Raw genomic sequence first — 25,656 nt, forward strand, 5'->3', positions numbered from 1 at the left:
CTATAATATTATTTAAACAAACTATTCACAAACTCCTTTTTATCAAAAAGCTGTAAATCGCCGATTTTTTCGCCAACGCCGATGTATTTAACAGGTATTTTAAACTGATCCGAAATCCCAATCACCACACCGCCTTTCGCCGTACCATCAAGCTTTGTGATAGCAAGTGCGTTCACATCTGTAGCTTCGGTAAATTGTTTGCATTGTTCAAAAGCGTTCTGCCCGGTCGAAGCATCTAAAACTAATAAAATTTCATGTGGCGCATTGGGTACAACCTTTTGCATCACCTGCTTAATCTTACCTAATTCATTCATTAAGCCTACTTTGTTGTGCAACCTGCCTGCAGTATCAATAATCACTACATCCTCACCATTTGCAACTGCCGATTGAAGCGTATCAAAAGCCACGGATGCCGGATCAGAACCCATGGCCTGAGCAACAACCCTTACACCAACACGCTCACCCCAAAGCTTAATTTGGTCAACTGCTGCAGCGCGAAAAGTATCTGCAGCGCCTAACACAACTTTTAATCCCGATCCCTTAAGCTTATGCGAAAGCTTACCTATGGTTGTTGTTTTACCTACTCCATTAACGCCAACAACCATAATTACATAGGGCTTATGGTCGCCGTACTCAAACTGACGGAAGTCGTTACTGTTGTTTTCCGATAACAACAACTGAATCTCATCTCTTAAAATGAAATTCAGTTCCGAAGTATTCAGATATTTATCCTTTGAAACACGTTCTTCAATTCGCTTAATGATTTTTAATGTAGTGCCAACACCAACATCCGAAGTAACCAGAACCTCTTCAAGGTTGTCCAGAACTTCATCATCAACCGTCGATTTACCCGCAACGGCTTTGGTAATCTTATTGAAGAAACCGTCTTTCGTTTTCTCTAGTCCCTTGTCTAAGGCTTCCTGTGCTTCAGGAGCGGTTTCTTTCTTTTTGAAAAAATCAAATAAGCCCATTAGTATTATTGTTTAGAAATTATTCCCAACGTAATTTGCTATAACAAAAAAAGCCCTCCCGGTTAAACGGAACGGCCTTTAATATTTTATTGAAAAATATTAACCTTATTTAGATGCAATAGCATCTTTTACGTGGTCGTTATGTACGATAAGCTCTTTGAATGAGTAAGCACCAGTTTTTGGTGATTTTACCATTGTAATTACTTTCGAATATTCTTTACCTGTACCGGTTTTAAGGGTTGCAACTACTTTCTTTGCCATGTTCTTATAATTTTAATGATTGAATGATAGATTGATAGAATGGGGGTTGCTCACCCTAAGCCTTCTACCTTAAAACCACCAACCTTATTTAATTTCTTTGTGTACGGTTACTTTTCTCAATACTGGGTTGAATTTTTTCAACTCTAAACGCTCAGTAGTGTTTTTACGGTTTTTCGTAGAAATATATCTAGACATACCTGGCATGCCACTTTCTTTGTGCTCAGTACATTCTAAAATAACCTGAACTCTGTTACCTTTTTTTGCCATTTTAATATTAAGTTAAACTGTTAATCTCAACAGTTAATGTTTTTTACAAAAATCCTTTTTTTACGAAACGATTGATCGCTTCGCTAATACCCACTTTATTAATGGTTTTAATCGCTGAAGTAGAAACTTTCAACGTAATCCAACGGTCTTCTTCAGGGATATAAAATTTCTGAAGTTTCAAATTAGGATAAAATTTGCGCTTGGTTTTAACGTTCGAGTGTGAAACGTTATTACCTTTCATTGCCATTTTTCCTGTTAAATCACAAACTCTTGACATGACTTGTAAATATAGTTGTTAAATATCGTCGCTTAATTTTTTTAAGAGTGTGCAAATATCTGAATAATAATTGTAAACAGCAAGAGTACAGGTAAATATTTTCATATATTTTTTAAAACATCCCAGGTATATTCAATTTGATACGATTTCAATATTTAGCCTTATTATTATTTAATTAAATTAGCCGCTACTAACAAAATATATAACAGCGCCATGCAAATTACATCTTTTAAGCAATACGAAGAAGATTATAAAAAAAGTATAGAGAATCCCGAACAGTTTTGGGGCCAAGTAGCTCAGAATTTTCAATGGCGCAAGCCCTGGTTCAAGGTGCTCTCATGGAACTTTAACGAGCCCCAGATTAAATGGTTCGAAGGCGCCAAACTTAATATCACCGAGAATTGCCTCGATCGTCACCTCGAAAAGAATGGCGATAAACCTGCAATTATCTGGGAACCTAATAACCCTGAAGAAGAAAGCGTAACGCTTACTTATAAAATGCTGCACGAACGGGTTTGCCGCTTTGCCAACGTATTAAAACGTAACGGTGCAAAAAAAGGCGACCGCATCTGCATATATATGCCTATGGTGCCCGAGCTGGCCATCGCAGTTTTAGCCTGCGCCCGTATCGGCGCCGTACACTCTGTAATATTTGGGGGCTTTTCTGCCAAATCCATCGCCGATCGCATAAACGACTCGCAGTGTAAACTGGTGATCACTGCTGATGGTGCGTATCGGGGTAACAAACAGATCCCTCTAAAAGATGTCATTGACGACGCACTTATTGGTTGCCCTACGGTAGAGAAATGCATCGTATTAACACATGTCCGTACGCCTGTTTCCATGCTTAAAGGCCGCGATGTTTGGTGGGAAGATGAAGTGAAACACGTAAACGATGTTTGTGAAGCGGAAGAAATGGATGCCGAAGACATGCTTTTCATTCTGTATACATCCGGATCAACCGGAAAACCTAAAGGTGTGGTGCATACCTGCGGAGGATATATGGTTTACGCTGGTTATACTTTTTCCAACGTGTTTAACTATCAGCCTAACGAGGTATATTTCTGTACAGCCGATATCGGGTGGATTACCGGCCACTCTTATATCGTCTACGGACCATTATCTCAGGGAGCAACTTCAGTATTGTTCGAAGGCATTCCAACCTACCCAAGCCCTTCACGGTTTTGGGATATCGTAGAAAAACATAAAATAAACACACTATATACAGCTCCTACAGCCATTCGTTCTTTGATGAGTTTCGGAGAAGATCCGCTACAGGGAAAAGATCTGAGTAGCATTCGCGTATTGGGATCAGTCGGAGAACCGATTAATGAGGAAGCCTGGCACTGGTTCGATGAAAAAATTGGACACAGTAAGGCACCAATTGTGGATACCTGGTGGCAAACAGAAACAGGTGGAATCATGATTTCTCCAATTGCTACCGTAACCCCAACCAAGCCGGGTTATGCAACGCTGCCGCTTCCTGGTATTCAACCCATCTTAGTGGATGAAAATGGAAATGAAATTACCGGAAATGGCGTTAGTGGAAACCTTTGTATCAAGTTTCCGTGGCCAGGCATGCTCAGGACAACCTATGGCGACCACGAACGTTGCAAACAAACCTATTTTTCAACTTACGAGAATTTGTATTTCACCGGAGATGGTTGTTTGAGAGATGAAGATGGCTATTATAGAATTACCGGCCGCGTAGATGATGTATTAAATGTTTCAGGCCATAGAATCGGAACCGCAGAAGTGGAGAATGCAATCAATATGCATGCCGGTGTAGTGGAAAGCGCTGTTGTCGGTTATCCTCACGACGTAAAAGGACAGGGAATCTATGCCTTCGTCATCTATCCTGAAATGCACGGAGAGGCAGAGCTTTCGAAAAAAGATATTCTTCAAACCGTTACCCGTGTAATCGGGGCAATCGCTAAACCTGATAAAATCCTTTTTGTAACAGGCTTGCCTAAAACCCGTTCGGGTAAGATTATGAGAAGAATTTTAAGGAAAATTGCAGAAGGTGATACCGCGAATTTAGGTGACACCTCTACTTTACTTGATCCGGGAGTAGTGGAAGAGATTATTGAAGCAGCAAAAAGTTTGTAATAATAATCCTAGAAATAGAAAATGCCCCGCGATGTAAAAAACCGCGGGGCATCTTGGTTCTAATAATAACCCGGGTTCTGAGTTAGGTTTTTATTTGCATCAATTTCTCGTTGAGGAATAGGGAAAACCAGGTTATTGGCGTTCCATGCTATTGACCCAATATTGGTTTGAGTGCGCTTCGCATCGTGTAATGCAAAGCCTTCAAAAGCCAGCTCCAGTTTACGTTCATTCAATATATTCGCTAGGGTTGCAGTAGTCGTTGTCAAACCAGCTCTGCTCCTCACCACTGATAAATCTTGCAAAGGCGTTTGCCCTCCGATAGGTGCAGCAGGTGCTAGGCGAACATTACACTCAGCTCTGATTAAATACATTTCTGCTAAACGCATGATGGAGACATTTCCATAGGGATTTGCAAACTTTGAGGTGTACATATCCCCATCATCATAAAACGCATTAATCCTATCATCCGAAGTGTTGTAAGTGTTGTCAATCCAGTCTTGAGAGATTACAGCATCTCCGCGGCCACCGTATGTCGATGAGCCATAGAATTCATTATAGCCATTAAATCCTGTTAAAGTTGTTACCTGGATAGAGAAGACATCTTCGGAGGTGTTTGCCCCTGGGCTGGATCCCATGGCTGGAAAGGCAGCTATGTAAGATGATGTTAACGAATAATTACCTGAGGCTATAACCCTACTGGCTGCTGCTCCCGCAGCTGCATAATTGCCCATTTGTAAATACAATCTTGCAAGCATTCCAGCCGCAGAGAACTTTGTAGCAAAGAAGCCATTAGTAGCAGGAAGTTTAGCCTCTGCATCAGTCAGGTCTGCAATAGCTTGTGCGTATACAGCTGCAACAGTCGACCTGCTTACATAGCTTGCGTCATTAACTGCCGACGTTGGTGTAAGTACAATTGGTACCCCTAAATTCGTCGATGGAGAACCATCATTGTAAGCTTTACCGAATAACCTCACCAAGTCAAAATATACTGAACCTCTGATGAATTTAGCCTCACCTTCAACTTTGTTTTTCTTTGCTGCATCGACCTTTCCAATTGCCACAATTACATTATTTGCATCGTTTATGGCTGTATAACCGGCCGCCCATACGTTATTTACGAATGTATTGGTCTTAAAAATAGATTTGTTTATCGTTTGCGTAAGTTCTTCATAAGTTCCATACCATTCGATCGCATTTGTATTAGCTAAAAAATCAGCCATTAAGAATGGTCTGCCGCCATATAAGTTTCTGCTTCCAAGTGCAGAATAACTACCCACTAAGGCCACTTCAACGTCCTTAGAGGTAAGTAAGGCCTTGTTTTGTTCAATGGTGTCTACCGGAGAAATATCAAGTGCCTTTTTGCATGATACTGCGCTGGTCAGCAGTATAGAACTCAGCAACAGATTATGTATATATGTTTTTTTCATGTTAACTCTTCTTTAAATTATAGTCCTATATTGATACCAAATGAAATTACACGGGGTTGTGGGGCAGAATAAAAATCAACTCCTTGATTAATATTTGTTGATTGATAATCTGCATTGACTTCGGGATCCCAACCTTTATAACCGGTAATAGTCGCGAGATTCTGAGCAGTCGCATATAATCTCAACTTACTTAATTTAAGTTTGCTCAACACTGCTGTAGGAAAGGTATAACCCAAGGTTACAGTTTTAAGTCTGAGATACGATCCATCTGATAGGTATCTGGTGGAGTTGCCTACTCCGTTACCATAAAACAACCTTGGTTCAGGTACGTCTGTTATATCACCAGGTTTATCCCAGTAACTCATTTGATCTGCAGTCTGGTTATCATATCCATTTGAACCGTTTGCACTCATGTATTGCCCTCCGGCATTAAAAATTTTGTTTCCTGATACGCCCTGAAAGAATATGGCCAGGTCAAAGTTCTGATAGGAAAAGGTATTATTTAATCCAAATGTATATTTCGGATTAGGATTCCCTGCAAATATACGCTGCGCTTCATTAATGTCATTTGTGGTGCCCCTATTGATATTACCAAATTCATTGATTGTATTCAGATAGTAAAGCGCATCCCCATTTGCAGGATTAACACCTGCATATTCTGGAAGATAGAAAACGCCTATTGGCTGTCCGGCTATTGCTGCATTGATCTCGTTGCTATTTAATACCTGGCCGCCCAAATTCGTAATTTTATTATTGTTAATAGCTGCAGTAATACCAGTAGACCATTTTAAAGTACCAATAAAGTTTTCAGTATTAATTCCTAACTCGAAACCTGTGTTTTTCAAGGTTCCTAAATTTTGAGTGATCGTAGAAAATCCTGTCGTTTCAGGAATGGGAACATCTAGCAATAAATCTGTAGTGTTTTTTTGATAGAAGTCAAAAGTTCCTGATATCCGATTTTTTAAAATTCCGAAATCTAACCCTAGGTCCAGTTGCTTTGTCTTTTCCCATGTCAAATCGGGATTTGCAATTCTCGACGGTATCTGTCCAGCGAGACCTCCATATGCACCTGTTCCACTGAATAATCCACGTGCGGAGTAATTTCCAATTTCAGCATTCCCTGTTAAACCATAACTTGCCCTGATTTTTAAAAGGCTAATGGTTTCTACGTTTTTAAGGAAACTCTCTTCAGATGCAATCCATGCCAATGACCCTGCCGGAAAATAACCATATCGGTTATTAGCTCCAAACCTTGAAGACCCATCAGCTCTTACACTGAAGCCAACTAAGTATCGATCGTTGTATTTGTAATTTGCCCTGGCAAAATAGGAAAGGAAGCTAAAAGCACTCTCGTTACTACTAGCCACTACTTTGGTAGCTGCTGATCCCAGTTTGATATAGGCATCACTTGGAAAATCCTGACCTTCTATAGTACTATATTTGGTTGTCGATTTTTGATAACTCGTTCCAAGTATGGCGTCAAAACTGCTTTTGCCTTGGCTTGTACTATAGCTAAAAAAATTATTAGTATTCGCATTAATAACAAATGTCGAAATGTTTTGTCCATCCCCATTTGATGTTCCTGTATTTCTAAATGTCAAAGATCCGTAGTAACTCTCTTCATTTTGATTTAAGTTGTCAATAGAAAAATCAGTGCTGAATTTTAGTCCCTTTGCAATGTTGATATTTGCAAATGCTTTTCCAATCGTCCGATAAACTGTAGCCTTATATGCTGCATTTTCTATTCCAATAAATGGATTATAATACACAGGATAATTGGATGCTGCACCAGGTAAGGTTCCGCTGATTAAACCCGATCTGGGATCAATAAATGGCGTAATCGGGGATAATGCAACCGCTTGCAATGGCGATGAAAAGGCATTATCGTTCGAAAGTCTGTTATTAATACTATTTGAAAAATTCAGATTTACCCCAACTTCTAAAAAGTCAGTCACCTTATTGGTCAAATTTAATCTTCCACTATAACGTTTGTAGCTGTTTCCAACAACAATACCTTGTTGATCCAATGCCTGGCCACCAATATAAAACTTGGTTTTTTCATTGCCCCCTGTTAAATTCAAATCATATTGCTGGGTAACAGGATTGTTCTGGAAGGCTTCAGCTTCCCAGTTTGTATTCACTTTATAGGTTTGATAATCGTCATTTCCGGCCGAGTATCTGTTCATTCTGCTTTCAATCAGATCAGAATAATCACTGAGTGCATCTGCTAAGGTAGCGTAATCACCATTAGCGAAGTCTTGTTTTGCTGCTCCAACACCAGCTCTTCTCATCAACTGGACATACTGCTCTGCATTTAAAAATTCTCTGTGATTTGATGGGGTACTAATTCCACCTAAAGCATTAAACTGAATAAGTGTTTTACCAATCTTACCTTGTTTTGTTGTAATAATCACAACACCATTTGATGCTCGGGCACCATAGATAGCTGATGCAGATGCGTCTTTCAATACTTCGATAGATTCAATATCATTGGTATTTAAATCCGCCAATGCGCTGGTAGGTGCGCTCGTACTAGATAAATCTCCTGACGTAATCGGAATCCCGTCCACAATGTAAAGAGGCTCACTTCCGGCTGTAACCGAAGCAGCACCCCGAACTCTCACAGTTATACCCTGACCCAGTTTACCATTTTGTGCAGAAATCTGGACCCCTGCGGCCTTTCCCTGCAAAGCTTGTTCAAAACTTGTTACTGGTAGGTTTTCCAGATCTTTTGATTTTACAGAGGCTACTGAACCAGTAACGTCTCGTTTAATTTGCGTCCCATACCCCACCACAACAACATCCGATAATGTATTACTATCTTCCTGTAAATTAGCATTAACTGCCGTTCCGGTAATTGGTACTTCCAGAGTCTTATACCCGATAAAGCTAAAAACAAGCGTTTTCGCATCTTCCGGCACGTTCAGCTTATAGCTTCCAGTTGCATCCGTTTGGGTGCCGTTTGCAGGCAGGCCTTTTACGTAAACGCTCACACCGGGAACTGGTCCCGAAGTGCCAGAGGTAACTTTCCCACTAATTACCTTGCTCTGCGCGAAAGCAAATGAAATCAGTGCGAAAGAAAAAATCATACTGAGTAGTAGTTTTTTCATCAAATTATAGGTTTTAGTTAACAATTACGGGCCTGTTCAAAAGCCATTTACATAATTTAATGAAAAGAAACCACGATATACAAAAAACTTTGCCTTCGTGCTGTTTTTTTGATTCAACGGCAGAATTGCAAAACAAAAAACAGTCAAGCCTTGTTAAATACTGACATTTATTAATTATAAATTTTAATAATCAGATCATGGACAAATTAGAAATAAAAGGAAAGTGGAACGAGTTAAAAGGAAAGGTTAAACAGGCTTATGCTGATTTAACAGATGACGATTTAAAACACGAAGAAGGTCAGGATGATGAGTTGTTGGGAAGACTTCAGCAAAAGACCGGAAAAGGCAGAGATGAATTGGTAAAATGGATCAACTCCTTATAAATACAACACTTTAAAGACAGACAATCAATTCGATTGTCTGTTTTTTTATTACCGTGAATATGAAAGATTTAGCCCGTCGTTTCAAGGGAAATCCAATATTAAAACCGGCAGATTTAATGCCAGGCCACCCCGGTCTCGAAATCGTCTGCCTGCTGAATCCGGGCGTTTTTAGTTTTGAGGGAAAAATCTGGATGCTCATCCGGGTCGCCGAAAGGCCTGTACAGCAAGAGGGCATTATTTCCTTTCCCATATTGGACACAGATGGAATGAAAATCATATCCATAAATGAAAATGATCCCGACCTCGTCACAACTGATCCACGAATAATAAATTATAAGCATAAGGATTATCTTACAACATTATCCCATCTTCGCCTGGTGTGTAGCGACGATGGTGTCAGTTTTTACCAGCCTGAAGGCTTTCCAATGCTAATAGGTGAAGGACCAAATGAAACTTTTGGAGTAGAGGATTGTCGGGTGGCACAAATTGATGATACCTACTATCTTACCTTCACTGCCGTTTCTGCATACGGGGTTGGGGTAGGAATGAGGACCACTAAAGACTGGAAGACTTTTGTGAAACATGGAATGATTATCCCCCCTCACAATAAAGATTGCGCAATTTTCCAAGAAACCATCAATGATAAATATTACGCGCTTCATCGGCCAAGTAGTGTCGCGCTTGGTGGAAACTACATTTGGTTAGCAGAGTCTCCTGATGGCGTACATTGGGGAAATCATAAATTGGTTTTAAAAACCAGAAAAGGTAAATGGGACAGCGAAAGGGTAGGGGCAGGAGCAGCTCCCATTAAAACCGATCAGGGCTGGCTCGAAATTTACCATGGCGCTAATGCAAACCACCAATACGGGCTCGGCGCAATTTTATTAGATCTTCACAACCCGGCTAAGGTAATTGCACAAACTGACGGCCCGATCATGATTCCCACCGAAGACTATGAAATAAATGGTTTTTTCGGAGAAGTCGTATTCACCAATGGTCACATCGTAGATGGAGATCAGTTAATCATCTACTACGGGGCTGCTGACGAGTTTGTGTGTGGCGCAAGTTTCTCAATTAGCGAAATCATATCAGCCCTCGTCTGGCTGTAAATTTATCTTCCAGCCTTAGCCCATAGAATACCTTCCTCAGGTGTCCTGAGGTTTCTAAGGTGTGAAAATAAAAAATAGCTTTCTGCACTGGTCAAAAAAAAACGGTCCCCGTTTCCGGGAACCGCTTTCAGCTTTTTGCTTTAACCGTGAATTAGTAACCAAAAATCTCAGTTAAACTCAATTTTTTAACCGGACCGAATTTTGCTAAATCATCCATACTGATTTTCTTCTCAGAAGCAACAATACAATAGTTGTATGGCTTTTTAGAAAGATTCGTATCGTGGAATGACTTCACATCAGCGAAAGTTAATGGTTTCAGATTTGCATACTCATCAGCTCTCGAATCGTGGTCAAACCCTAATTTCTTATCAGCTAAATAAGTGTATATAATTCCGTCTTTAGTAATGCGGCTCGTTTCAATGCCATTAAGTGAATTACCTTTAGAAAGGGCAAACGACTTGTCCGATTCAGGTAATACATTTAATAACTCATTCATCCCGGCTACCGCCTCATTCATTTTGTCAGCCTGAGTACCAACGTAGGCAACAACTGTGTTCTCTTTTTCCTTACTGTTTGGAGAAGAATAAACGGCGAAAGTAGAATAAGCCAACGCCTTCGATTCACGGATAGTCTGGAATACTATAGAACCCATACCACCACCAAAATAATTATTGAACAAAGCAATCTTGGCAGCATTTGCCGGATCATACAATCCGCCGTTACGTACCCAGCGAATCTCTGCCTGAACCATATCATAGTCTGCAAAGTAAACTTTGTTTGAATCAGTTTTCGTGTAAACAAACTTCTTCATTGGAGCAGCATCTGTAAATTCTTTTCCAAGTGGGTGTGCTTTTACAATATCAGCCGAAAAAGCAGTCAGTGTTTTTGGACCGAAATAAGTAATAGTGTGTTTGTAGTTCGTTAAATTGTGTAAAAGATAAATCAGATCAGATGATTTCATGTTTTTGATCTCATCATTAGTAATTCCATAATTGAATGGATTATCTTTTCCATATTGAGCATAACTCATTAAGCCGCCCAGGATCGAAGATTTATTCAGCTTAGCGTTTTCCCGTGTCTTTAATAAACGGCCTTTTAAATCTTCCAGAGCCTTTTCATTCGGTTTACAATTGGCCAATACATCTTCCAATAAAGCGACTGCCTTATCAAAATTCTCCTGCAAACCACTCAATGAAACCGTAGTTAAATCCGTTCCTACATTAATATTATAGCTACAAGCAAGGTTATAAAAGGCTTTGCTAATGTCTTCCGCCGAATATTTATCCGTACTCAAGAAAGATAAATACTGCGCTGCATAGGGTAAAAGCTTATAATTATATGATCCCATATCAAAACGATATCCCATACGGAAAATAGCGTTCTCCGTATTTTGCACCGCAATAACATCTGCAATTGCTGCCTTCCCAAACTGAAGATCTTTAGTATAATCTAAAAACTTAGGCGCAATTGGCGCTACCTTGGCATCGATGATGGTCTTGGTAAAAGGAGAAACCTCGTTAGCGTTTGTTTTAACCGCAGTGATGGTCGGTTTTTCGACCTTTAAAATGCTTTTATCTTCACCCTTGTGTTTAAGTAGTACAACGTAATCATCAACAAAGAATTTATTGGCGAAGTCAACGATTTCTTTTTTAGTTACTTTCGCCATATTATCGGTAGAGGATAACATTTTATCCCACTCGGTTCCACGGTTTTGAATAAAGGCATTCATCGTGGCATCAGCACGAACATCATTATTGTCGTAAGCCTGCAGTTCCGCAAGCTTGATATTGGCAACAGTAGCTTTGATCAGACTCTCATCAAACTCACCTTTTTTAAGCAAATCGACTTGCTCCAGCATAATCTTTTGTGCCTCTTCCAGACTTTGTCCGGCTTTAGGCGAACCTGATAGGATAAAAACGCCATAATCCTTCATCTGGTTGTAACCCGCACTTGCCCTTAACATCTTTTGTTGCTTATTGATGTTGATGTCCATTAAACCTGCTTTGCCATTCGCCAGAATACTTCCGATTAAATCCAGTAATAAACTCTGGTGGGTATTCTGTGCAAAACCCCTGTATGCTACATACAAGTTTTCAGCACTTGGTCCGTAAATATCAACTTTCTGGATTTGAGTTAGCGGCTTTTCCGGAGCCGGATTGTAAAGTGCTAATGGCTTCGAAACCATGTATGCGAAATCCTTATCAATCTTTTTAATCAAAGCATCATAATTAATATCACCCGACATGATCAGGGCCATATTATTAGGTACATAATATTTGTTATAATATTTTCTGATTTCAACTAATGATGGATTTTTTAAATGCTCAATGGTACCGATGGTCGTTTGTTGTCCATAGTTGTGGGTTGGAAATAATGCATACAACATTTTTTCATACATTTTGCGGCCATCGTTATCCATACCGATGTTTTTTTCTTCATATACAGCCTCCAACTCCGTGTGGAAAATACGGAATACAGGTGCGCGGAAACGCTCTGCCTGAACAGCCAGGAACTTGTCGATAGCATTTGATGGAAGGTCTTCCTCGTAAACCGTTTCCTCAACCGAAGTGTGGGCATTGGTCGATCCGCTACCGATAGCCTTCATCATTTTATCGTACTCATTTGCGATAGAAAAGTTCGAAGCTTCACCCGAGGTTTTATCTATCTGCGCGTAAATTTCTTTCCGCTTCGCCGGATCGGTTGTTTTGTTATAAGTTTCATAAAGAGCTTCAATCTTATCCAGAAGAGGTTTCTCCTTTGCATAATTTAAAGTTCCGAATTTATCCGTTCCTTTAAATAAAAGGTGTTCTAAATAATGGGCCAAACCGGTGTTCGTTCTTGGGTCAGTATTACTTCCTGCCCTTACAGCCATTTTGTAGGTGATGTTTGGCTCCTTGTTATTCTGTGATAGAATAACAGTTAATCCATTTTTCAACGTGTAAAAACGTGTTTTGGTAGGGTCATTAGTTACATACTTATAAGTGTAACCCCCTGATGTTCCCGTTTTCCACTGATGGGTACTTTGTGCCTGCGCTAAAGACCCGGTAATGAGAAAACAAGCCAATGTAAATAGTTTGATTTTCATTGAAATGATTTTGGTTTATGGTAATGAGTTAGAATTCAGATAAGCGGCCTCATCCGTGCCGGTTTCCTGTAAATAAGTTAATTATCCAAATATATAGCCTTTAACTTATCTAATGAAATGCTTTTGAGAATATCAAACAGATTACAGAAAAATAGCCCGGTGCATAGCACAGTTTGATGGCCTTCTTAGCTACCCCTTAGCCAGGCTTCCCTGCCCTCAACAACACTGCTAGTACACAGTAAGTCCGCACTCGTGTAAAAAATGATTCATTTAAAAGGCTTGCAGAGTAACATTACATCAGGTCGGTCTCCTGAATCAGAGGTAGGAACAGAATCCCTTTTGGCAATTTCTAATTTACATCATTTTAGTTAAACATCAAAATGATCTGGAAACTTTCCGCAGGCACTATTAGTAAAATAATCTGTATTTTTACCAGCATGACAAAGCAGAATACAAAACCCAATATCCTGGTTGTAAATGATGATGGTATAACCGCTACAGGCATTAAAAACCTGATGGAGGTGATGCAGGAAATAGGAAACGTGGTAGTAGTAGCCCCAGATAGCCCACAAAGCGGAATGGGGCATGCCATCACAATAGGGAAACCTATCCGTTTCGATAAAGTCGATTTATATGATGGCGTGGAAATGTATAAATGCAGCGGAACGCCTGTAGACTGTGTAAAACTAGGTGTAAATAAAATATTCAAAGGTAAAAAGCCCGATTTGTGTGTATCTGGAATTAACCATGGCTTAAACAATTCCATTAATGTATTATACTCAGGCACCATGTCTGCTGCGGTGGAAGGTGCCATTGAGAAAATTCCCTCGGTAGGCTTTTCTATGGATGACTTTGCCGCAGATGCGAATTTCAGCCATACCAAAAAATACATCAAAAGTATTTGCGAACAGGTGCTGGCCAACGGACTACCTGAAGGGACATTGCTCAACGTTAATTTTCCCAAAGGTGATAAATTGAAGGGCATTAAAATCTGCCGCCAGGCCAACGCCAAATGGATGGAAGAATTCGAAGAACGTACTGATCCTTATAAACGCCCATATTATTGGTTAACCGGAGTGTTCGAAAACTTTGATAACGGACAGGATACGGATGTCTGGGCCCTCGAAAATAACTATGTCTCCATCGTACCGGTTCAATTCGACCTCACAGCGCATCATGCCATTCAAACCTTAAACAGCTGGGATTTTGGTGTCAATCCTTCGAAAAAGAAAACCGCTGTAAATAAAATTGCAGCACCAGATGGATTAAACCTCGGTTAACACATGAATGATAGAATAAGAAAACTGGATAATTCAGTATGGTGGGGATTAGGAATCGGGCTAATTATTCCTTTAATATTATGCTCACTCGCTTATTATGTTATTCATCATGTAAGCGCCTTGCGTAAAGCTGATTTATTATACATTGGAGGGATTGCTCCAAATGCTTACACCATGCAATACTTTTTTGGATACAACAAAGAAAATATCGGAAGGGGTATACTGGCTGCAACCTTTCTGTGTGCTTTTATATTCTTTGCTTATAAAGTTTTCTAAAATCCGCAAACCAATAGCTACATTCTCATATCTCATCACTCACATCTTAATTCTCATATGAAATACTACCTGATAGCTGGCGAAGCATCCGGCGATTTACACGGCGCCAACTTAATGAAAGCCCTGAAGAAACAGGACGATCAGCCCGTATTTCGTTATTTCGGAGGAGATAAAATGAAAGCTGAAGATGGTGAGCTGGTGAAGCATTATGCAGATATGGCCTTTATGGGCTTTACAGAAGTCGTACTCAACTTAAGAACAATCTTTAAAAATCTTAAAACAGCTAAGGATGATATTCTTTCCTGGAAACCCGATGTTTTAATATTAATCGATTTCCCCGGTTTCAACTTAAAGATAGCCGAATTTGCGAAGGCAAACGGTATAAAGGTTTGTTACTATATCTCACCCAAGGTTTGGGCCTGGAACCAGAAAAGAGTGCTCAAAATAAAGCGTGTAGTCGACCACATGTTTTGTATTCTACCCTTTGAAGTAGATTTTTATAAAGAATGGGGAATGCATGTCGATTATGTGGGTAATCCGTTACTTGATGAAATTGCCCAGTTTACTCCTGATCCGCAATTTCGTGAAAACCATCAGCTCGGTAATCAGAAAATCATTGCCCTGCTTCCTGGAAGCAGAAAGCAGGAAATTGAAAGGCTCCTCCCTGTCATGTTAACCGTCACAGAGCAGTTTCCCGAATATACTTTCGCGATTGCGGCTGCACCTACATTTACCGAAACCTACTATCAGCAATATATTGGCAATAAAAACGTAAAACTATTGTTCAGCAGCACCTATAATTTGTTGCACGTCGCACATGCCGCCATAGTTGCTTCCGGAACCGCTACCCTGGAAACAGCACTGTTCGAAGTTCCTCAGGTGGTGGTGTATAAAGGTGGCACCATTTCCATCGCCATCGCCAGATTGCTGGTAAAAATCAGATTCATTTCGCTCGTCAATCTCATTGTCGATAAAAAGATAGTAACCGAGCTTATTCAGGAAGATTGTAATACGCAGAAATTATCTCATGAACTCAGTCTGATCACAAACGGTAATGGCAGAACTCAAATGCTTGCCGAATATAAAACACTCCTCAATCGCATGGGAAATCCAGGTGCCTCTGAAAAAACTGCCCGCTTGATTTTTAAATATACCCAGTCAAAATAGCTTTTCTAATTGCGTAACATTTTAGGTACGATCTAATTTTTTTTAAAACAATAATGCCTTTAGGGCGTTACTAAATCGTTTTGCGGGAATACCGGTCGCGCCTAATTAAATGATTACGTCCTTTTAATTATTGCCTCGTTGGCCGCAAAATGTAACTAATTATAAACTAAACGAGTGAGTGCCAATGAAAAACATTCTACCCAGGTTGTCAGGTATCCTATGCCTGATCCTAATTTCAAGCCCCCAGTTGTTTGCAAAATTAAAGAGCAATAAAAACAATTACAGCCTCTATTATTTTCAGCAAGACACGACTAAGCGAGACACAACAAAAAAAACACCGGTTGCCAAACCTGCCGATTCTGTCAAAGTTCCGGTTAACCCTTTAGGTGGCGCAAGCCCGGCAACTTCAACAACACCAGCTCCGGCTGCTACGCCAGCAACGGCAACTCCGGCGGCGCCTACTGCAGCCGCCGGCCAGAAAACAATAACCGGTACGGTAGTCGACGAACAAAAACTCGGCCTTCCCGGTGTCGGTATTAAAATCCAGGGTAAAACCGGTGGTACAGTAACGCAGGAAAACGGTAAGTTTAGCATTGCGGTTTCAGCACCAACAGATGTCCTGGTATTCAGTTACATCGGTTATCAGTCTAAATCAGTTCCCGCCGGAAATGGTGCAGCGCCATTAACCGTTAGTCTGGTGCCTTCCGGTGCTCAGAATCTTAATGATGTAGTGGTAGTAGGGTACGGTACCCTCAAAACGAAGGAGGTGACGTCATCGGTTGCCCACGTAGATACGGCCCAGTTCCGACAAAGTGGTGCACGAAATCCACTCGATCTGATTCAGGGAAAGGTTGCCGGACTTAACTTAACCCGAACGAGTGGTTCCAATCCAAATTCTGGTGTCAACGTTCAATTAAGGGGGGCAGTAACCGTAACCGGAAGCTCAAGCCCTTTATTTGTGATAGATGGTATTCCAGGTGGTAACCCTGATCTTCTGCAACAGGACGACATTCTTTCTGTCGATGTACTGAAAGACGGTTCAGGTGCTGCCATCTATGGTACAAGTGCTAATGCAGGGGTTATTTTAATTACAACCAAAAAAGGCAAACCAGGCGCGCCTCAGTTCAACTACTCAACATATTTCAGAAAGGAATATATCCAGAACAGACTGGATTTCTTAACAGCTGATGAATTCAGACAAAAGATCGCAGCTAAGCTTATCGATGCCCCGGATTACGGAGGAAACGAAGATTTATACGGTAGCTTGATCAATAAAGACAATCTATCTCAAAATCACAACTTATCCCTTTCAGGAGGATCAAACAATACAAACTACAGAGCAAGTTTGAACTACCGTGATCTACAGGGTATTGGTCTGGAAAACGGGCGCAAAGAATACACTGTAAGGTTAAATGTAAATCAGAAAGGATTTAATGACAAGCTGAATGTGCAGATGAACCTGGCTTCCAATTTCAACAATGCCAACACACTTGGCGGTAGCGGATGGGAAGAAGAATTGGTGAAAAATCCTACCAAAAGGATATATAACCCTAATGGGACCTTTTATTTCGATAACCAAAGTACAAATCAATATGCACGCCTTCAGCAGGAAAGAAGTAAAAGACAACAGCAAACCAGTTCCGCAGATATCAAGGCAGATATAGATCTTTTTAAAGGACTTAAAGGATCTGTGTTTGGATCGGTACAGAGAGATAGCTATACTGATGGAGCCTGGGCATCCATCTTCTCTGAACGATCAGTAGAAGATTCCGATTATCCCGGTGGCGGTTACGCCAGCAAAGGAAATTTCCTTTCTCAGGCATTTGCCTTCGAGCCAACCTTGCAATACAACACGGTAATTAAAGAAAAACACTCACTCGCTGCAGTAGCCGGATATAGTTATCGTTATAACGTAGAAGAAGGCCAGTCTGCGAGTAACCGTGGTTTTATCAATGATCAGTTTCATGAAGATAATTTAACTACAGGTGTTGCTTTAACAGATGGTAGGGCAACCGCCACAAGTTTCAAAAATGATAACACCTTGATCGCTTTCTTTGGAAGAATTAATTATGCATTCGATAACAAGTATCTGCTTCAATTAATCTTAAGACGGGAAGGATCCTCACGCTTCGGTGTGAATAATAAATGGGGAAACTTTCCAGCGGTTTCCGCAGGATGGAACATCTCTGATGAGAATTTCATGAAAAATGTAAAATGGGTGAACTACCTTAAACTTCGTGCAGGTTATGGAGTAACAGGTAACTCTGGCTTCTCTAACAATGCGTCAAGAGTAGTATTAGGAGGCGGCGGCAGGTACATTTACCCTGACGGTGCTTACAGAGAAACCTATGGGCCAACTACCAACGTTAACCCCGATCTGAAATGGGAAAGCAAACGCGAGTTAAATATCGGAGCAGATTTTACGTTGTTTAATAGCAAATTAAAGGGAGCGCTGGATGTTTTCGATCGTACCACTAAAGACCTGCTGGATCTTTACACTACACCACAGCCGCCTTACGTTCTTGCCAATATTTATGCCAACGTAGGTACCATTTCATCTAAGGGTATCGAGCTGGCGCTAAGTTATGAAGCAATCAAAACTAAAGATCTAACCTTTAGCATGGACTTTACCGGTAGTACATTAAGTAATAAACTGGTGAGCTACTCAAATGATATCTTCGATGTGAAATACAAAACTTTTGGTGGAATTGGCGGTTCAGGTGATCTTGGGGATGCCATCACAACTTACGAAGGTTCACCGCTTGGCGAATTCTGGGGTAAACGTTTCGCAGGTTTTGACGCCGAAGGAAAATGGTTGTTTTTTAACCGGAACGGAGAAGCTGTCCGTAACGACAAAATCAACAATTCCAAAGATCCGAACGTGACCGATTTAGCCAGAATTGGTAATGCTATTCCTAAATATTACGCATCTTTTACTGCTAATCTCTCTTATAAAAATTGGGACTTTAGAATGTTTATCAGAGGTAAGTTTGATTACGATATCCTAAATACAACTGAACTCTCTTATGGAAATCCTTCCATAAAGGGAAGTAACTATTTGCGTACAGCCTTCGAAAAGAACAGCCAGATCAACGATACTTACATGTACTCCGATTACTATCTTGAAGATGGAACAAATCTGAAGATTGATGAAATCACAATCGGCTATAACTTCAAATTAAAAACTAAGCTGATCAGAAATCTAAGGGTATATGCTACTGGTCAGAATTTGATCACACTTACAGGTTATACCGGTAATGATCCTGATTTCGTACTGGATTCTGGCTTAGGCCCGGGTGTGGATAACAGAAATGCCTACCCAAGTACCAGATCCTTTCTTTTCGGTTTAAATCTTGGCTTCTAAACTTATTATCATGAAAAGTAATTTAAAATATATCGCATTAATCATGTTTTCAGTACTCAGCTTCGCCTGTACGAAACTGGATGAAAATGCCTACGATCAGATTCCGGCTGACGTATTCTATACCAATAAAAACGAAGTGCTTTCTGCAGTGTTACGCCCATATACCCACGCCAATGCGTGGGTGGCTCCGGCAGGACAAAATGGATGGTGGCGCATGGCCGAATTATCTGCAGATCAGCTGGCCTGGCCAACAAAAGGTCCTCACGGAGAAGATGGCGGTCAGTGGAAGAGATTGCACTACCACACCTGGACAGTCGATGAGTCTGGTTATAACAATGCCTGGAATCTCATGTATTGGGGTATGGGTCTCTGCAACAGTCCCATACAAAATCTGGAAGGCAGAAGTATTGCTGATATGGGAATTACACAGGCCGAAAAAGATTCATACATCGCCGAACTTAAACTGCTACGGGCATTCCACTATCTTAAATTGATGGATTTGTTTGGTAACATTCCAATAAGCCTCACCGTACCCACCGGTAGTGTGCCAACGAGCGAATATCCGGCAACCTCAACCAGAAAACAGGTTTTTGATTTTATTGAAAAAGAAATCAAAGAAAATATTGAAAAAACACCTAAACTCTCAAGAGCGATGCTGGGAAGGATGAGCCAGGCAGGTGGTTACGCCATGTTGGTCGAACTATACTTAAATGCTGAAGCGTGGACAGGCACACCAAGATGGGATGACTGTATCGCCGCTGCCGATATGCTGATTAAAAATCAGGGCGGTGGACAAAACGGGGCAATGGCTTTAGATCCTAATATTCTGGATCAGTTCAAAAATACCAACGACTTATCAAAAGAAGTTATTTTCTCCATTGCATACGATTACAAAAGAGCAAACTTTGAACCAGGCTTTGCAGCCGATTTCTTTCACTTCGCTCAAAGAGATATCTATGGTGGCGGAAGAAATGGTAACGATGGCGTTGTGGTAATTCCAGGCGTCTATGATACCTATGATAATGACGATTTGAGGAAAAAAGAATGGTTGTTAATTGGTCCACAGTATAAATTTTCAAACCCTAAAGTTCCGGTAGAAGGTACAGTAGAATATGCTGGCAAGCCGCTCGTGTTTGTAGACAACATTCGCAAAAACGTTACTGGTTCTACAACCAGTAACATGAGTGAGGGAGAAGAAAACAGTGGCGTAAGGTTCAATAAATACAGACTGGGTAATTCCATTGCCGGATTTATTGTAAACGGTACCGACACAACAGCGGTACAGCCAGATCCAAACTATAATAATACAGACTGGAATATATATCGGCTGACCTGGATTTACTTCGCTAAAGCGGAAGCCATCATGCGTAAAAATGGTGGTGTAGCTACAGCAGAAGCAGTAACATTAATTAATACTTGCAAACAGCGTGCTTACACTACAGCAACATGGCCAAGCCATGCTTACACCACTGCAACGCTAACTTTAGATAGTTTACTGGCAGAGCGTGGAAGAGAATTCATCTTTGAAGGGTTTCGCAGAGACGACCTAATCAGGTTCGGTAAATTCGCAACCGGAACATGGTGGGATCACTCACCATCTACCGCAACCCGCACATTGTTTCCCATCCCTCAGCAACAACGTGATTTAAACTCAAAACTCACCCAAAACCCAGGATATTAATCCTTACAAAAGGGCGCCGCAAGGCGCCCTTTCTAGTTAAAACCAAATTGAAATCCTTCAAGTATAACCGTTTATAAAACGATTAATATAAAAAATGCTAAATTGCGTTTTTATAACCTGTTAAAATTCCAAAGCTGTATTTTTTATTTAGCTTTGAGTTTAAACTACCAAATAGAACTTAAGCCAAATGAAATCGCTTTCCATAAAAGATATTGCTACTAAAGCAAACGTATCAATTACTACTGTTTCATTTATTATAAATGGTAAAGCCAAAGAAAAATCAATAAGCGAAGCTGTAATTGATAAAGTGCAGAAAATAATTGAGGAAAGCGGCTATAAACCCAATCAGATTGCACGTAGTTTACGCACCGGTAACTCTAATATTATCGGCCTGATCATCGAAGACATCTCAAATTCTTTCTTCTCCCGTATCGCACGTTTGATAGAAGATAAGGCCTATAAGAAGGGGTACAAAATCATTTACTCCAGCACCGAGAACAGCGTTGATAAAGCAAAGGAACTCATCAACATGTTCAAATCGCGTAAAGTGGATGCTTACATCATTTCTCCCATAAAAGGAATTGAGGAAGATATTCAGATGCTGATCAACGATGGGAATCCCGTTATCCTTTTCGACAGGAACCTGCCCGAGATTAGTACAAGTTATGTTGGTGCCGATCATTTCAACGCCTCTTATCAATCGATAGAAAGTTTTATCAGTCAGGGGAAGAAAAATATAGCACTGGTTACCACCGATATCAATGTTCCGCAAATTACCGAACGTTACGACGGATATAGAAAGGCCCTCGAAGACCATAACATTCCATACAACGATGAACTTGTTCTAAAAATACATTTCAATCAGGAAGAGGATGAAACCATCGAACAAATCAAAAAGCTGCTCAATAATAAAAGGATCGATGCAGTGCTGTTTGCGACCAATTATTTAGCCATCAGTGGTTTAAAAGTATTAAAGAAGATCAACAAAAAAATAGGTGAAGACTTTGCCGTGATTGCCTATGACGACCATGAAGCCTTTGAATTGCATACGCCAGGTATCTCAACCGTTCAGCAACCTTTAGAGGAAATCGCAGAAAATGTTATCAGACTAATTCTTAAACAATTATCCTCCAAAACCAAACTGGAAGATCAGCAAATCATTATTCCTGCAAAACTCATTATCAGGGATTAAACATCTGTAATAAAAAAATTACAACCCGGCATATAAATATGCTTCTTTTATTTTCTAATATTGAAAGGTAAAACGTTTTACTTTTAGCTGGTTCGTTAATAAATCAGTTAGTCAAGAGTGCAGCCTGGACATCAGATCAGTATAATGCACTCCACTCCCCGGTAAATCGATTTTAGATTTGAAGTGAACCAGATATAAACCATGACCTGCTTTTTCATACTTAGCCTGGTTGTGCTTAATGGCAAATATAAATCAGCCTTGCTTGCTTTTTCTACCTGTGCAGGTAAGGTCTGATTTTAAGAAACTTTCAATATGATGTAGGGTTAGCACATCATTGAATCAATAAACACAAACGAACCAAATGAAACCTAAACTAATTTTATCCATGCTGTTTTTTCTGGCTGCCATAGGCTCTTTCGCGCAGCAAAAAGACTGGGTCAGCTATGTAAACACTTTACAAGGCACCAATTCAAAACATGAACTCACACGGGGAAATACTTATCCCACAACGGCTCTGCCATTCGGTATGCACACCTGGACACCACAAACGGGTAGAAATGGTGATGGCTGGAAATACCAGTATTTTAAAGACAAAATCAGAGGCTTCCAGCAGGCACATCAATGTAGTTCCTGGACCAGGGATTATGCAGTGTTCTCATTAATGCCTGTTATCGACGAACTGGTTGTGGATGAAAATAAACGCGAAGAGAAGTTTAGTCATCAGGATGAAATTGCAAAGCCCAATTACTATAAGGTTACTTTCGAAAACGAAATTACAACCGAAATCTCCCCCTCAGAAAGAGGTGCGCATTTACGCTTCTCTTATCCTAAAGGAAGAAGAAGCTTTCTGGTCCTCGATGGCTATACGCGCTTGAGTGGGGTAAAAATATTTCCAAAGGAAAATAAGATTACAGGCTGGGTAAATAATGGCGAAGGTTTTAGAAATGGCTGGAAAAGTTATTTTGTTGTGCAGTTTGATCAGCCTATTAAAGCTTTCGGAACCTGGGAAAATAAAAATAACACAGTTTTTGCAGATTCACTTTCTGCTGAAGGACTTGGAAAAGGAGCATTTGTTCAGTTCGCCGATGGGGTAAAAGTTCAGGCTAAAACTGCATCATCTTACATCAGCCTTCAACAGGCTGAGCTCAATTTAAAACGAGAACTAGGTGCTGATAAAACACTGGAACAAACCAAAGCAAATGCTGCTGCAGTATGGAATAAGTCCTTAGGGAAAATTGAAGTTGAAGGTGGAACTAAAGCGGACATGGAAACATTTTATTCATGCTTTTTCCGTGCCAGCTTGTTTTCAAGAAAGTTTTATGAATTAAACGAAGCCGGACAACCTTATTATTTCAGTCCTTATGATGGGAAAGTACATGAAGGCTACATGTTTACGGATACTGGTTTCTGGGATACATTCCGTGCTCAGTTCCCTTTAAATACTTTAGTACAACCAGAAATGCACGGACGCTATATGCAGGCCCTGCTTGCTGCTCAGGAACAATGTGGTTGGCTTCCCTCGTGGTCTTTCCCTAGCGAAGCAGGAAGTATGATTGGAAACCATGCCATTTCACTGCTGGCTGATGCCTGGGCAAAGGGTATCAGAACTTTTGATCCGCAGAAAGCACTTGACGCTTATTACCACGAAGCCATGAACAAAGGTCCCTGGGGCCCTGCTAATGGAAGAGACGGGGTAAAAGAATACAACCAGTTCGGATATGTTCCATATCCAAAATACCGCGAAGCTACCGCCAAAACACTCGAATATGCTTACGACGATTACTGCGCCTACCACCTGGCCCAAATGACCGGGAATAAACATTATATGGAAGTTTTCGAAAAGCCGATGTATAACTACAAAAATGTGTATGACACTGATACCCGTTTTATGAGAGGAAAAGATGTGCAGGGCAACTGGACACCAAAATTCGATCCCACAGAATGGGGCGGTCCTTTTACTGAAGGCAACGCCTGGCATTGGCAATGGTCGGTATTCCACGACACAAAAGGTTTAATCAACCTTATGGGAGGTGAAAAAAACTTTAATGCCAAATTAGACTCGGTATTTAGCGAGCCAAATAAAGTTAATGTAGGTTCCTATGGAGGCATGATCCACGAAATGACGGAAATGGTAATGGCCAATATGGGTCAGTACGCACATGGAAACCAACCTATTCAGCACATGGTTTATTTGTATAACTATGCCAAAGAGCCATGGAAATCGCAGTTTCATGCACGGGAGGTGATGAAAAAATTATATGATGCCTCCGAGAATGGTTACCCCGGTGATGAAGATCAGGGCCAAACATCTTCCTGGTATGTATTAAGTGCATTAGGTTTCTATAGTGTAACACCTGGAACCGGTGAGTATGTCTTTGGAAGTCCCGTTTTCAGGAAAACGACAATAAACCTTGAAAATGGAAAAAAATTCGTAATTGAAGCCCCTGCTAATGATGCTTCCCATGTTTATATTAAGTCTGCCACACTAAATGGAAAGCCGTACAGTAAAAACTTTCTCAACCATACAGATTTGCTAAATGGTGGTGTATTAAAACTACAAATGGATGTTAAACCTTCGTTAAAAAGAGGGATATTGGACGAAGATAAACCGTTTTCTCTCAGTTTATAAAAACGTTTTACTACTTTTGGCCAATTTTGTTGAAAAACACGAGAATTAATTTAAGAAATAAAGATATACAATGGAAAAACCTGTTGCATTAGGTGTAGATATTGGCGGTTCACACATTACAGCCGCATTAGTGGATTTAGAAACACGTACATTAGTTAACGATTCCATTAAACGTAGCCCTGTGAATTCACAGGAGAAAAAAGAAGTCATTTTATCTGCATGGTGCGATATTATCGAAAAGGCTTTCAAAAACATTACAAATGGTTCCAGGTATGTCGGTATAGCCATGCCAGGCCCTTTTAATTATGAGGAAGGCATTTCCTTAATTAAGGATCAGGATAAATTTAAATCCCTTTACAGCATAAATGTCAAGCAGGAACTGGCCTTAAGACTGGATATTCCTGCTGATCATATTCATTTTATAAATGACGCCGCAGGATTTCTGCAAGGTGAAGTATACGCGGGAGCTGCCAAAGGTAATGCCAACGTCTTAGGATTAACCCTGGGTACTGGTTTAGGATCTTCGTTATGCATCGATGGTAAAGCCATTGATGCCGACTTGTGGTGCTCTCCTTTTTTGGATGGCATCGCAGAGGATTACCTGTCTACTCGATGGTTCGTAAAGCGATATAAGCAGCTTACGGGTAACGAAGTCGATGGTGTAAAAGAACTGGTTGCTATAGTAGAAAGCGATCATGCTGCAACACGCGTATTTATGGAGTTTGGCTACAACCTTGCACAATTCTTAATTCCGGTGATCAATAAACATAAAATTGATACCGTAATTATAGGCGGAAACATTGCGCAATCTTTTAGTGCCTTTGCTCCGGAATTAACTGCAACACTAAAAGGAAATCAAATAGATGCAGATATCAAGATCTCCGAACTCAAAGAAAATGCTGCTTTAATCGGCGCGGCAAGTTGCTGCGATGAAAATGCCGGGTAAAATTTCCCTTAAAACATTAAATACGGCGATGTAGAAGCAACATCGCCTTTTTTTATCAAAAATAATCGTGATTTTGGAGATAATCTGGTCTATAAATGCTTGGAATTCATAGCTTTCTTGGT

18 protein-coding genes are annotated in these 25,656 nt (G+C 40.4%); 11 read left to right on the plus strand and 7 right to left on the minus strand.

The window, feature by feature from the left end; genetic code table 11:
• Positions 1 to 8: 8 nt before the first annotated feature.
• The 4 genes from ftsY to rpmB form a co-directional block, all read right to left on the minus strand.
• On the minus strand, positions 9 to 971 hold the full coding sequence (gene ftsY / locus R2Q80_RS12580) for a signal recognition particle-docking protein FtsY (RefSeq protein ID WP_316799943.1): 963 nt from the start codon (positions 969 to 971) through the stop codon (positions 9 to 11).
• A 105-nt stretch (positions 972 to 1,076) separates the two neighbouring features.
• Positions 1,077 to 1,232 (minus strand): DUF4295 domain-containing protein, encoded by a 156-nt coding sequence (locus R2Q80_RS12585; protein ID WP_010599808.1) that lies wholly within the window; start codon positions 1,230 to 1,232, stop codon positions 1,077 to 1,079.
• An 84-nt stretch (positions 1,233 to 1,316) separates the two neighbouring features.
• The gene (rpmG, locus tag R2Q80_RS12590; RefSeq protein ID WP_010599807.1) at positions 1,317 to 1,499 is read right to left on the minus strand and encodes a 50S ribosomal protein L33; all 183 of its coding nucleotides are present in this window, start codon (positions 1,497 to 1,499) and stop codon (positions 1,317 to 1,319) included.
• A gap of 43 nt (positions 1,500 to 1,542) precedes the next feature.
• Positions 1,543 to 1,776 (minus strand): 50S ribosomal protein L28, encoded by a 234-nt coding sequence (gene rpmB / locus R2Q80_RS12595; RefSeq protein WP_010599806.1) that lies wholly within the window; start codon positions 1,774 to 1,776, stop codon positions 1,543 to 1,545.
• A gap of 213 nt (positions 1,777 to 1,989) precedes the next feature.
• Between rpmB and acs the strand changes: the two genes are divergently transcribed.
• A complete protein-coding gene (acs, locus tag R2Q80_RS12600; RefSeq protein WP_316799944.1) occupies positions 1,990 to 3,885 on the plus strand; it encodes an acetate--CoA ligase in 1,896 nt (631 codons plus the stop codon).
• A gap of 59 nt (positions 3,886 to 3,944) precedes the next feature.
• On the opposite strand, the gene R2Q80_RS12605 is transcribed toward acs, so the two are convergent.
• Both R2Q80_RS12605 and R2Q80_RS12610 read right to left on the minus strand, forming a co-directional pair.
• Positions 3,945 to 5,312: a RagB/SusD family nutrient uptake outer membrane protein gene (locus tag R2Q80_RS12605; RefSeq protein ID WP_316799945.1), complete on the minus strand. Its 1,368-nt coding sequence runs from the start codon at positions 5,310 to 5,312 to the stop codon at positions 3,945 to 3,947.
• A gap of 17 nt (positions 5,313 to 5,329) precedes the next feature.
• The gene (locus R2Q80_RS12610) at positions 5,330 to 8,422 is read right to left on the minus strand and encodes a TonB-dependent receptor (RefSeq protein WP_316799946.1); all 3,093 of its coding nucleotides are present in this window, start codon (positions 8,420 to 8,422) and stop codon (positions 5,330 to 5,332) included.
• 197 nt (positions 8,423 to 8,619) lie between these two features.
• On the opposite strand from R2Q80_RS12610, the gene R2Q80_RS12615 reads away from it, so the two are divergent.
• Together R2Q80_RS12615 and R2Q80_RS12620 are read left to right on the plus strand one after the other, a co-directional pair.
• Positions 8,620 to 8,805: a CsbD family protein gene (locus R2Q80_RS12615; RefSeq protein ID WP_047798712.1), complete on the plus strand. Its 186-nt coding sequence runs from the start codon at positions 8,620 to 8,622 to the stop codon at positions 8,803 to 8,805.
• Between the two features lie 59 nt (positions 8,806 to 8,864).
• The gene (locus R2Q80_RS12620; RefSeq protein WP_316799948.1) at positions 8,865 to 9,914 is read left to right on the plus strand and encodes a glycoside hydrolase family 130 protein; all 1,050 of its coding nucleotides are present in this window, start codon (positions 8,865 to 8,867) and stop codon (positions 9,912 to 9,914) included.
• Positions 9,915 to 10,065: 151 nt separating this feature from the next.
• Here the strand turns inward: R2Q80_RS12620 and R2Q80_RS12625 are convergent, their stop codons facing one another.
• Complete coding sequence (locus R2Q80_RS12625) at positions 10,066 to 12,999, minus strand: M16 family metallopeptidase (RefSeq protein ID WP_316799949.1); 2,934 nt, start codon at positions 12,997 to 12,999, stop codon at positions 10,066 to 10,068.
• Positions 13,000 to 13,436: 437 nt separating this feature from the next.
• Here R2Q80_RS12625 and surE point away from each other — a divergent pair, with 437 nt between their 5' ends.
• The 8 genes from surE to R2Q80_RS12665 all read left to right on the plus strand — a co-directional run bounded on the left by surE (position 13,437) and on the right by R2Q80_RS12665 (position 25,534).
• The gene (gene surE, locus R2Q80_RS12630; protein WP_316799950.1) at positions 13,437 to 14,279 is read left to right on the plus strand and encodes a 5'/3'-nucleotidase SurE; all 843 of its coding nucleotides are present in this window, start codon (positions 13,437 to 13,439) and stop codon (positions 14,277 to 14,279) included.
• 3 nt (positions 14,280 to 14,282) lie between these two features.
• Positions 14,283 to 14,555, plus strand: coding sequence for a stationary phase survival protein SurE (locus R2Q80_RS12635; protein WP_316799951.1), 273 nt, complete (start codon positions 14,283 to 14,285; stop codon positions 14,553 to 14,555).
• A 57-nt stretch (positions 14,556 to 14,612) separates the two neighbouring features.
• Positions 14,613 to 15,722 (plus strand): lipid-A-disaccharide synthase, encoded by a 1,110-nt coding sequence (gene lpxB, locus R2Q80_RS12640; protein WP_316799952.1) that lies wholly within the window; start codon positions 14,613 to 14,615, stop codon positions 15,720 to 15,722.
• Positions 15,723 to 15,906: 184 nt separating this feature from the next.
• Positions 15,907 to 19,086 (plus strand): SusC/RagA family TonB-linked outer membrane protein, encoded by a 3,180-nt coding sequence (locus R2Q80_RS12645; RefSeq protein ID WP_316799953.1) that lies wholly within the window; start codon positions 15,907 to 15,909, stop codon positions 19,084 to 19,086.
• A 10-nt stretch (positions 19,087 to 19,096) separates the two neighbouring features.
• The gene (locus R2Q80_RS12650) at positions 19,097 to 20,767 is read left to right on the plus strand and encodes a RagB/SusD family nutrient uptake outer membrane protein (RefSeq protein ID WP_316799954.1); all 1,671 of its coding nucleotides are present in this window, start codon (positions 19,097 to 19,099) and stop codon (positions 20,765 to 20,767) included.
• 187 nt (positions 20,768 to 20,954) lie between these two features.
• The gene (locus R2Q80_RS12655; RefSeq protein ID WP_316799955.1) at positions 20,955 to 21,959 is read left to right on the plus strand and encodes a LacI family DNA-binding transcriptional regulator; all 1,005 of its coding nucleotides are present in this window, start codon (positions 20,955 to 20,957) and stop codon (positions 21,957 to 21,959) included.
• 361 nt (positions 21,960 to 22,320) lie between these two features.
• Positions 22,321 to 24,588 carry a GH92 family glycosyl hydrolase gene (locus tag R2Q80_RS12660; RefSeq protein ID WP_316799956.1) on the plus strand — a complete coding sequence of 756 codons (2,268 nt, stop codon included), beginning with the start codon at positions 22,321 to 22,323 and terminating at the stop codon, positions 24,586 to 24,588.
• A 70-nt stretch (positions 24,589 to 24,658) separates the two neighbouring features.
• Positions 24,659 to 25,534: an ROK family protein gene (locus tag R2Q80_RS12665; RefSeq protein WP_316799957.1), complete on the plus strand. Its 876-nt coding sequence runs from the start codon at positions 24,659 to 24,661 to the stop codon at positions 25,532 to 25,534.
• Positions 25,535 to 25,656 lie beyond the last annotated feature (122 nt).

Origin of the sequence: Pedobacter frigidisoli, from assembly GCF_032678525.1 — a bacterium.
Classification (GTDB): domain Bacteria; phylum Bacteroidota; class Bacteroidia; order Sphingobacteriales; family Sphingobacteriaceae; genus Pedobacter; species Pedobacter frigidisoli_A.

What these genes read in the sequence shown, in the direction of transcription:
- ftsY (WP_316799943.1), bottom strand. Translation starts at nt 971, where the DNA reads ATGGGCTTATTTGATTTTTTCAAAAAGAAAGAAACCGCTCCTGAAGCA.
- R2Q80_RS12585 (WP_010599808.1), bottom strand. Translation starts at nt 1,232, where the DNA reads ATGGCAAAGAAAGTAGTTGCAACCCTTAAAACCGGTACAGGTAAAGAA.
- rpmG (WP_010599807.1), bottom strand. Translation starts at nt 1,499, where the DNA reads ATGGCAAAAAAAGGTAACAGAGTTCAGGTTATTTTAGAATGTACTGAG.
- rpmB (WP_010599806.1), bottom strand. Translation starts at nt 1,776, where the DNA reads ATGTCAAGAGTTTGTGATTTAACAGGAAAAATGGCAATGAAAGGTAAT.
- acs (WP_316799944.1), top strand. Translation starts at nt 1,990, where the DNA reads ATGCAAATTACATCTTTTAAGCAATACGAAGAAGATTATAAAAAAAGT.
- R2Q80_RS12605 (WP_316799945.1), bottom strand. Translation starts at nt 5,312, where the DNA reads ATGAAAAAAACATATATACATAATCTGTTGCTGAGTTCTATACTGCTG.
- R2Q80_RS12610 (WP_316799946.1), bottom strand. Translation starts at nt 8,422, where the DNA reads ATGAAAAAACTACTACTCAGTATGATTTTTTCTTTCGCACTGATTTCA.
- R2Q80_RS12615 (WP_047798712.1), top strand. Translation starts at nt 8,620, where the DNA reads ATGGACAAATTAGAAATAAAAGGAAAGTGGAACGAGTTAAAAGGAAAG.
- R2Q80_RS12620 (WP_316799948.1), top strand. Translation starts at nt 8,865, where the DNA reads ATGAAAGATTTAGCCCGTCGTTTCAAGGGAAATCCAATATTAAAACCG.
- R2Q80_RS12625 (WP_316799949.1), bottom strand. Translation starts at nt 12,999, where the DNA reads ATGAAAATCAAACTATTTACATTGGCTTGTTTTCTCATTACCGGGTCT.
- surE (WP_316799950.1), top strand. Translation starts at nt 13,437, where the DNA reads ATGACAAAGCAGAATACAAAACCCAATATCCTGGTTGTAAATGATGAT.
- R2Q80_RS12635 (WP_316799951.1), top strand. Translation starts at nt 14,283, where the DNA reads ATGAATGATAGAATAAGAAAACTGGATAATTCAGTATGGTGGGGATTA.
- lpxB (WP_316799952.1), top strand. Translation starts at nt 14,613, where the DNA reads ATGAAATACTACCTGATAGCTGGCGAAGCATCCGGCGATTTACACGGC.
- R2Q80_RS12645 (WP_316799953.1), top strand. Translation starts at nt 15,907, where the DNA reads ATGAAAAACATTCTACCCAGGTTGTCAGGTATCCTATGCCTGATCCTA.
- R2Q80_RS12650 (WP_316799954.1), top strand. Translation starts at nt 19,097, where the DNA reads ATGAAAAGTAATTTAAAATATATCGCATTAATCATGTTTTCAGTACTC.
- R2Q80_RS12655 (WP_316799955.1), top strand. Translation starts at nt 20,955, where the DNA reads ATGAAATCGCTTTCCATAAAAGATATTGCTACTAAAGCAAACGTATCA.
- R2Q80_RS12660 (WP_316799956.1), top strand. Translation starts at nt 22,321, where the DNA reads ATGAAACCTAAACTAATTTTATCCATGCTGTTTTTTCTGGCTGCCATA.
- R2Q80_RS12665 (WP_316799957.1), top strand. Translation starts at nt 24,659, where the DNA reads ATGGAAAAACCTGTTGCATTAGGTGTAGATATTGGCGGTTCACACATT.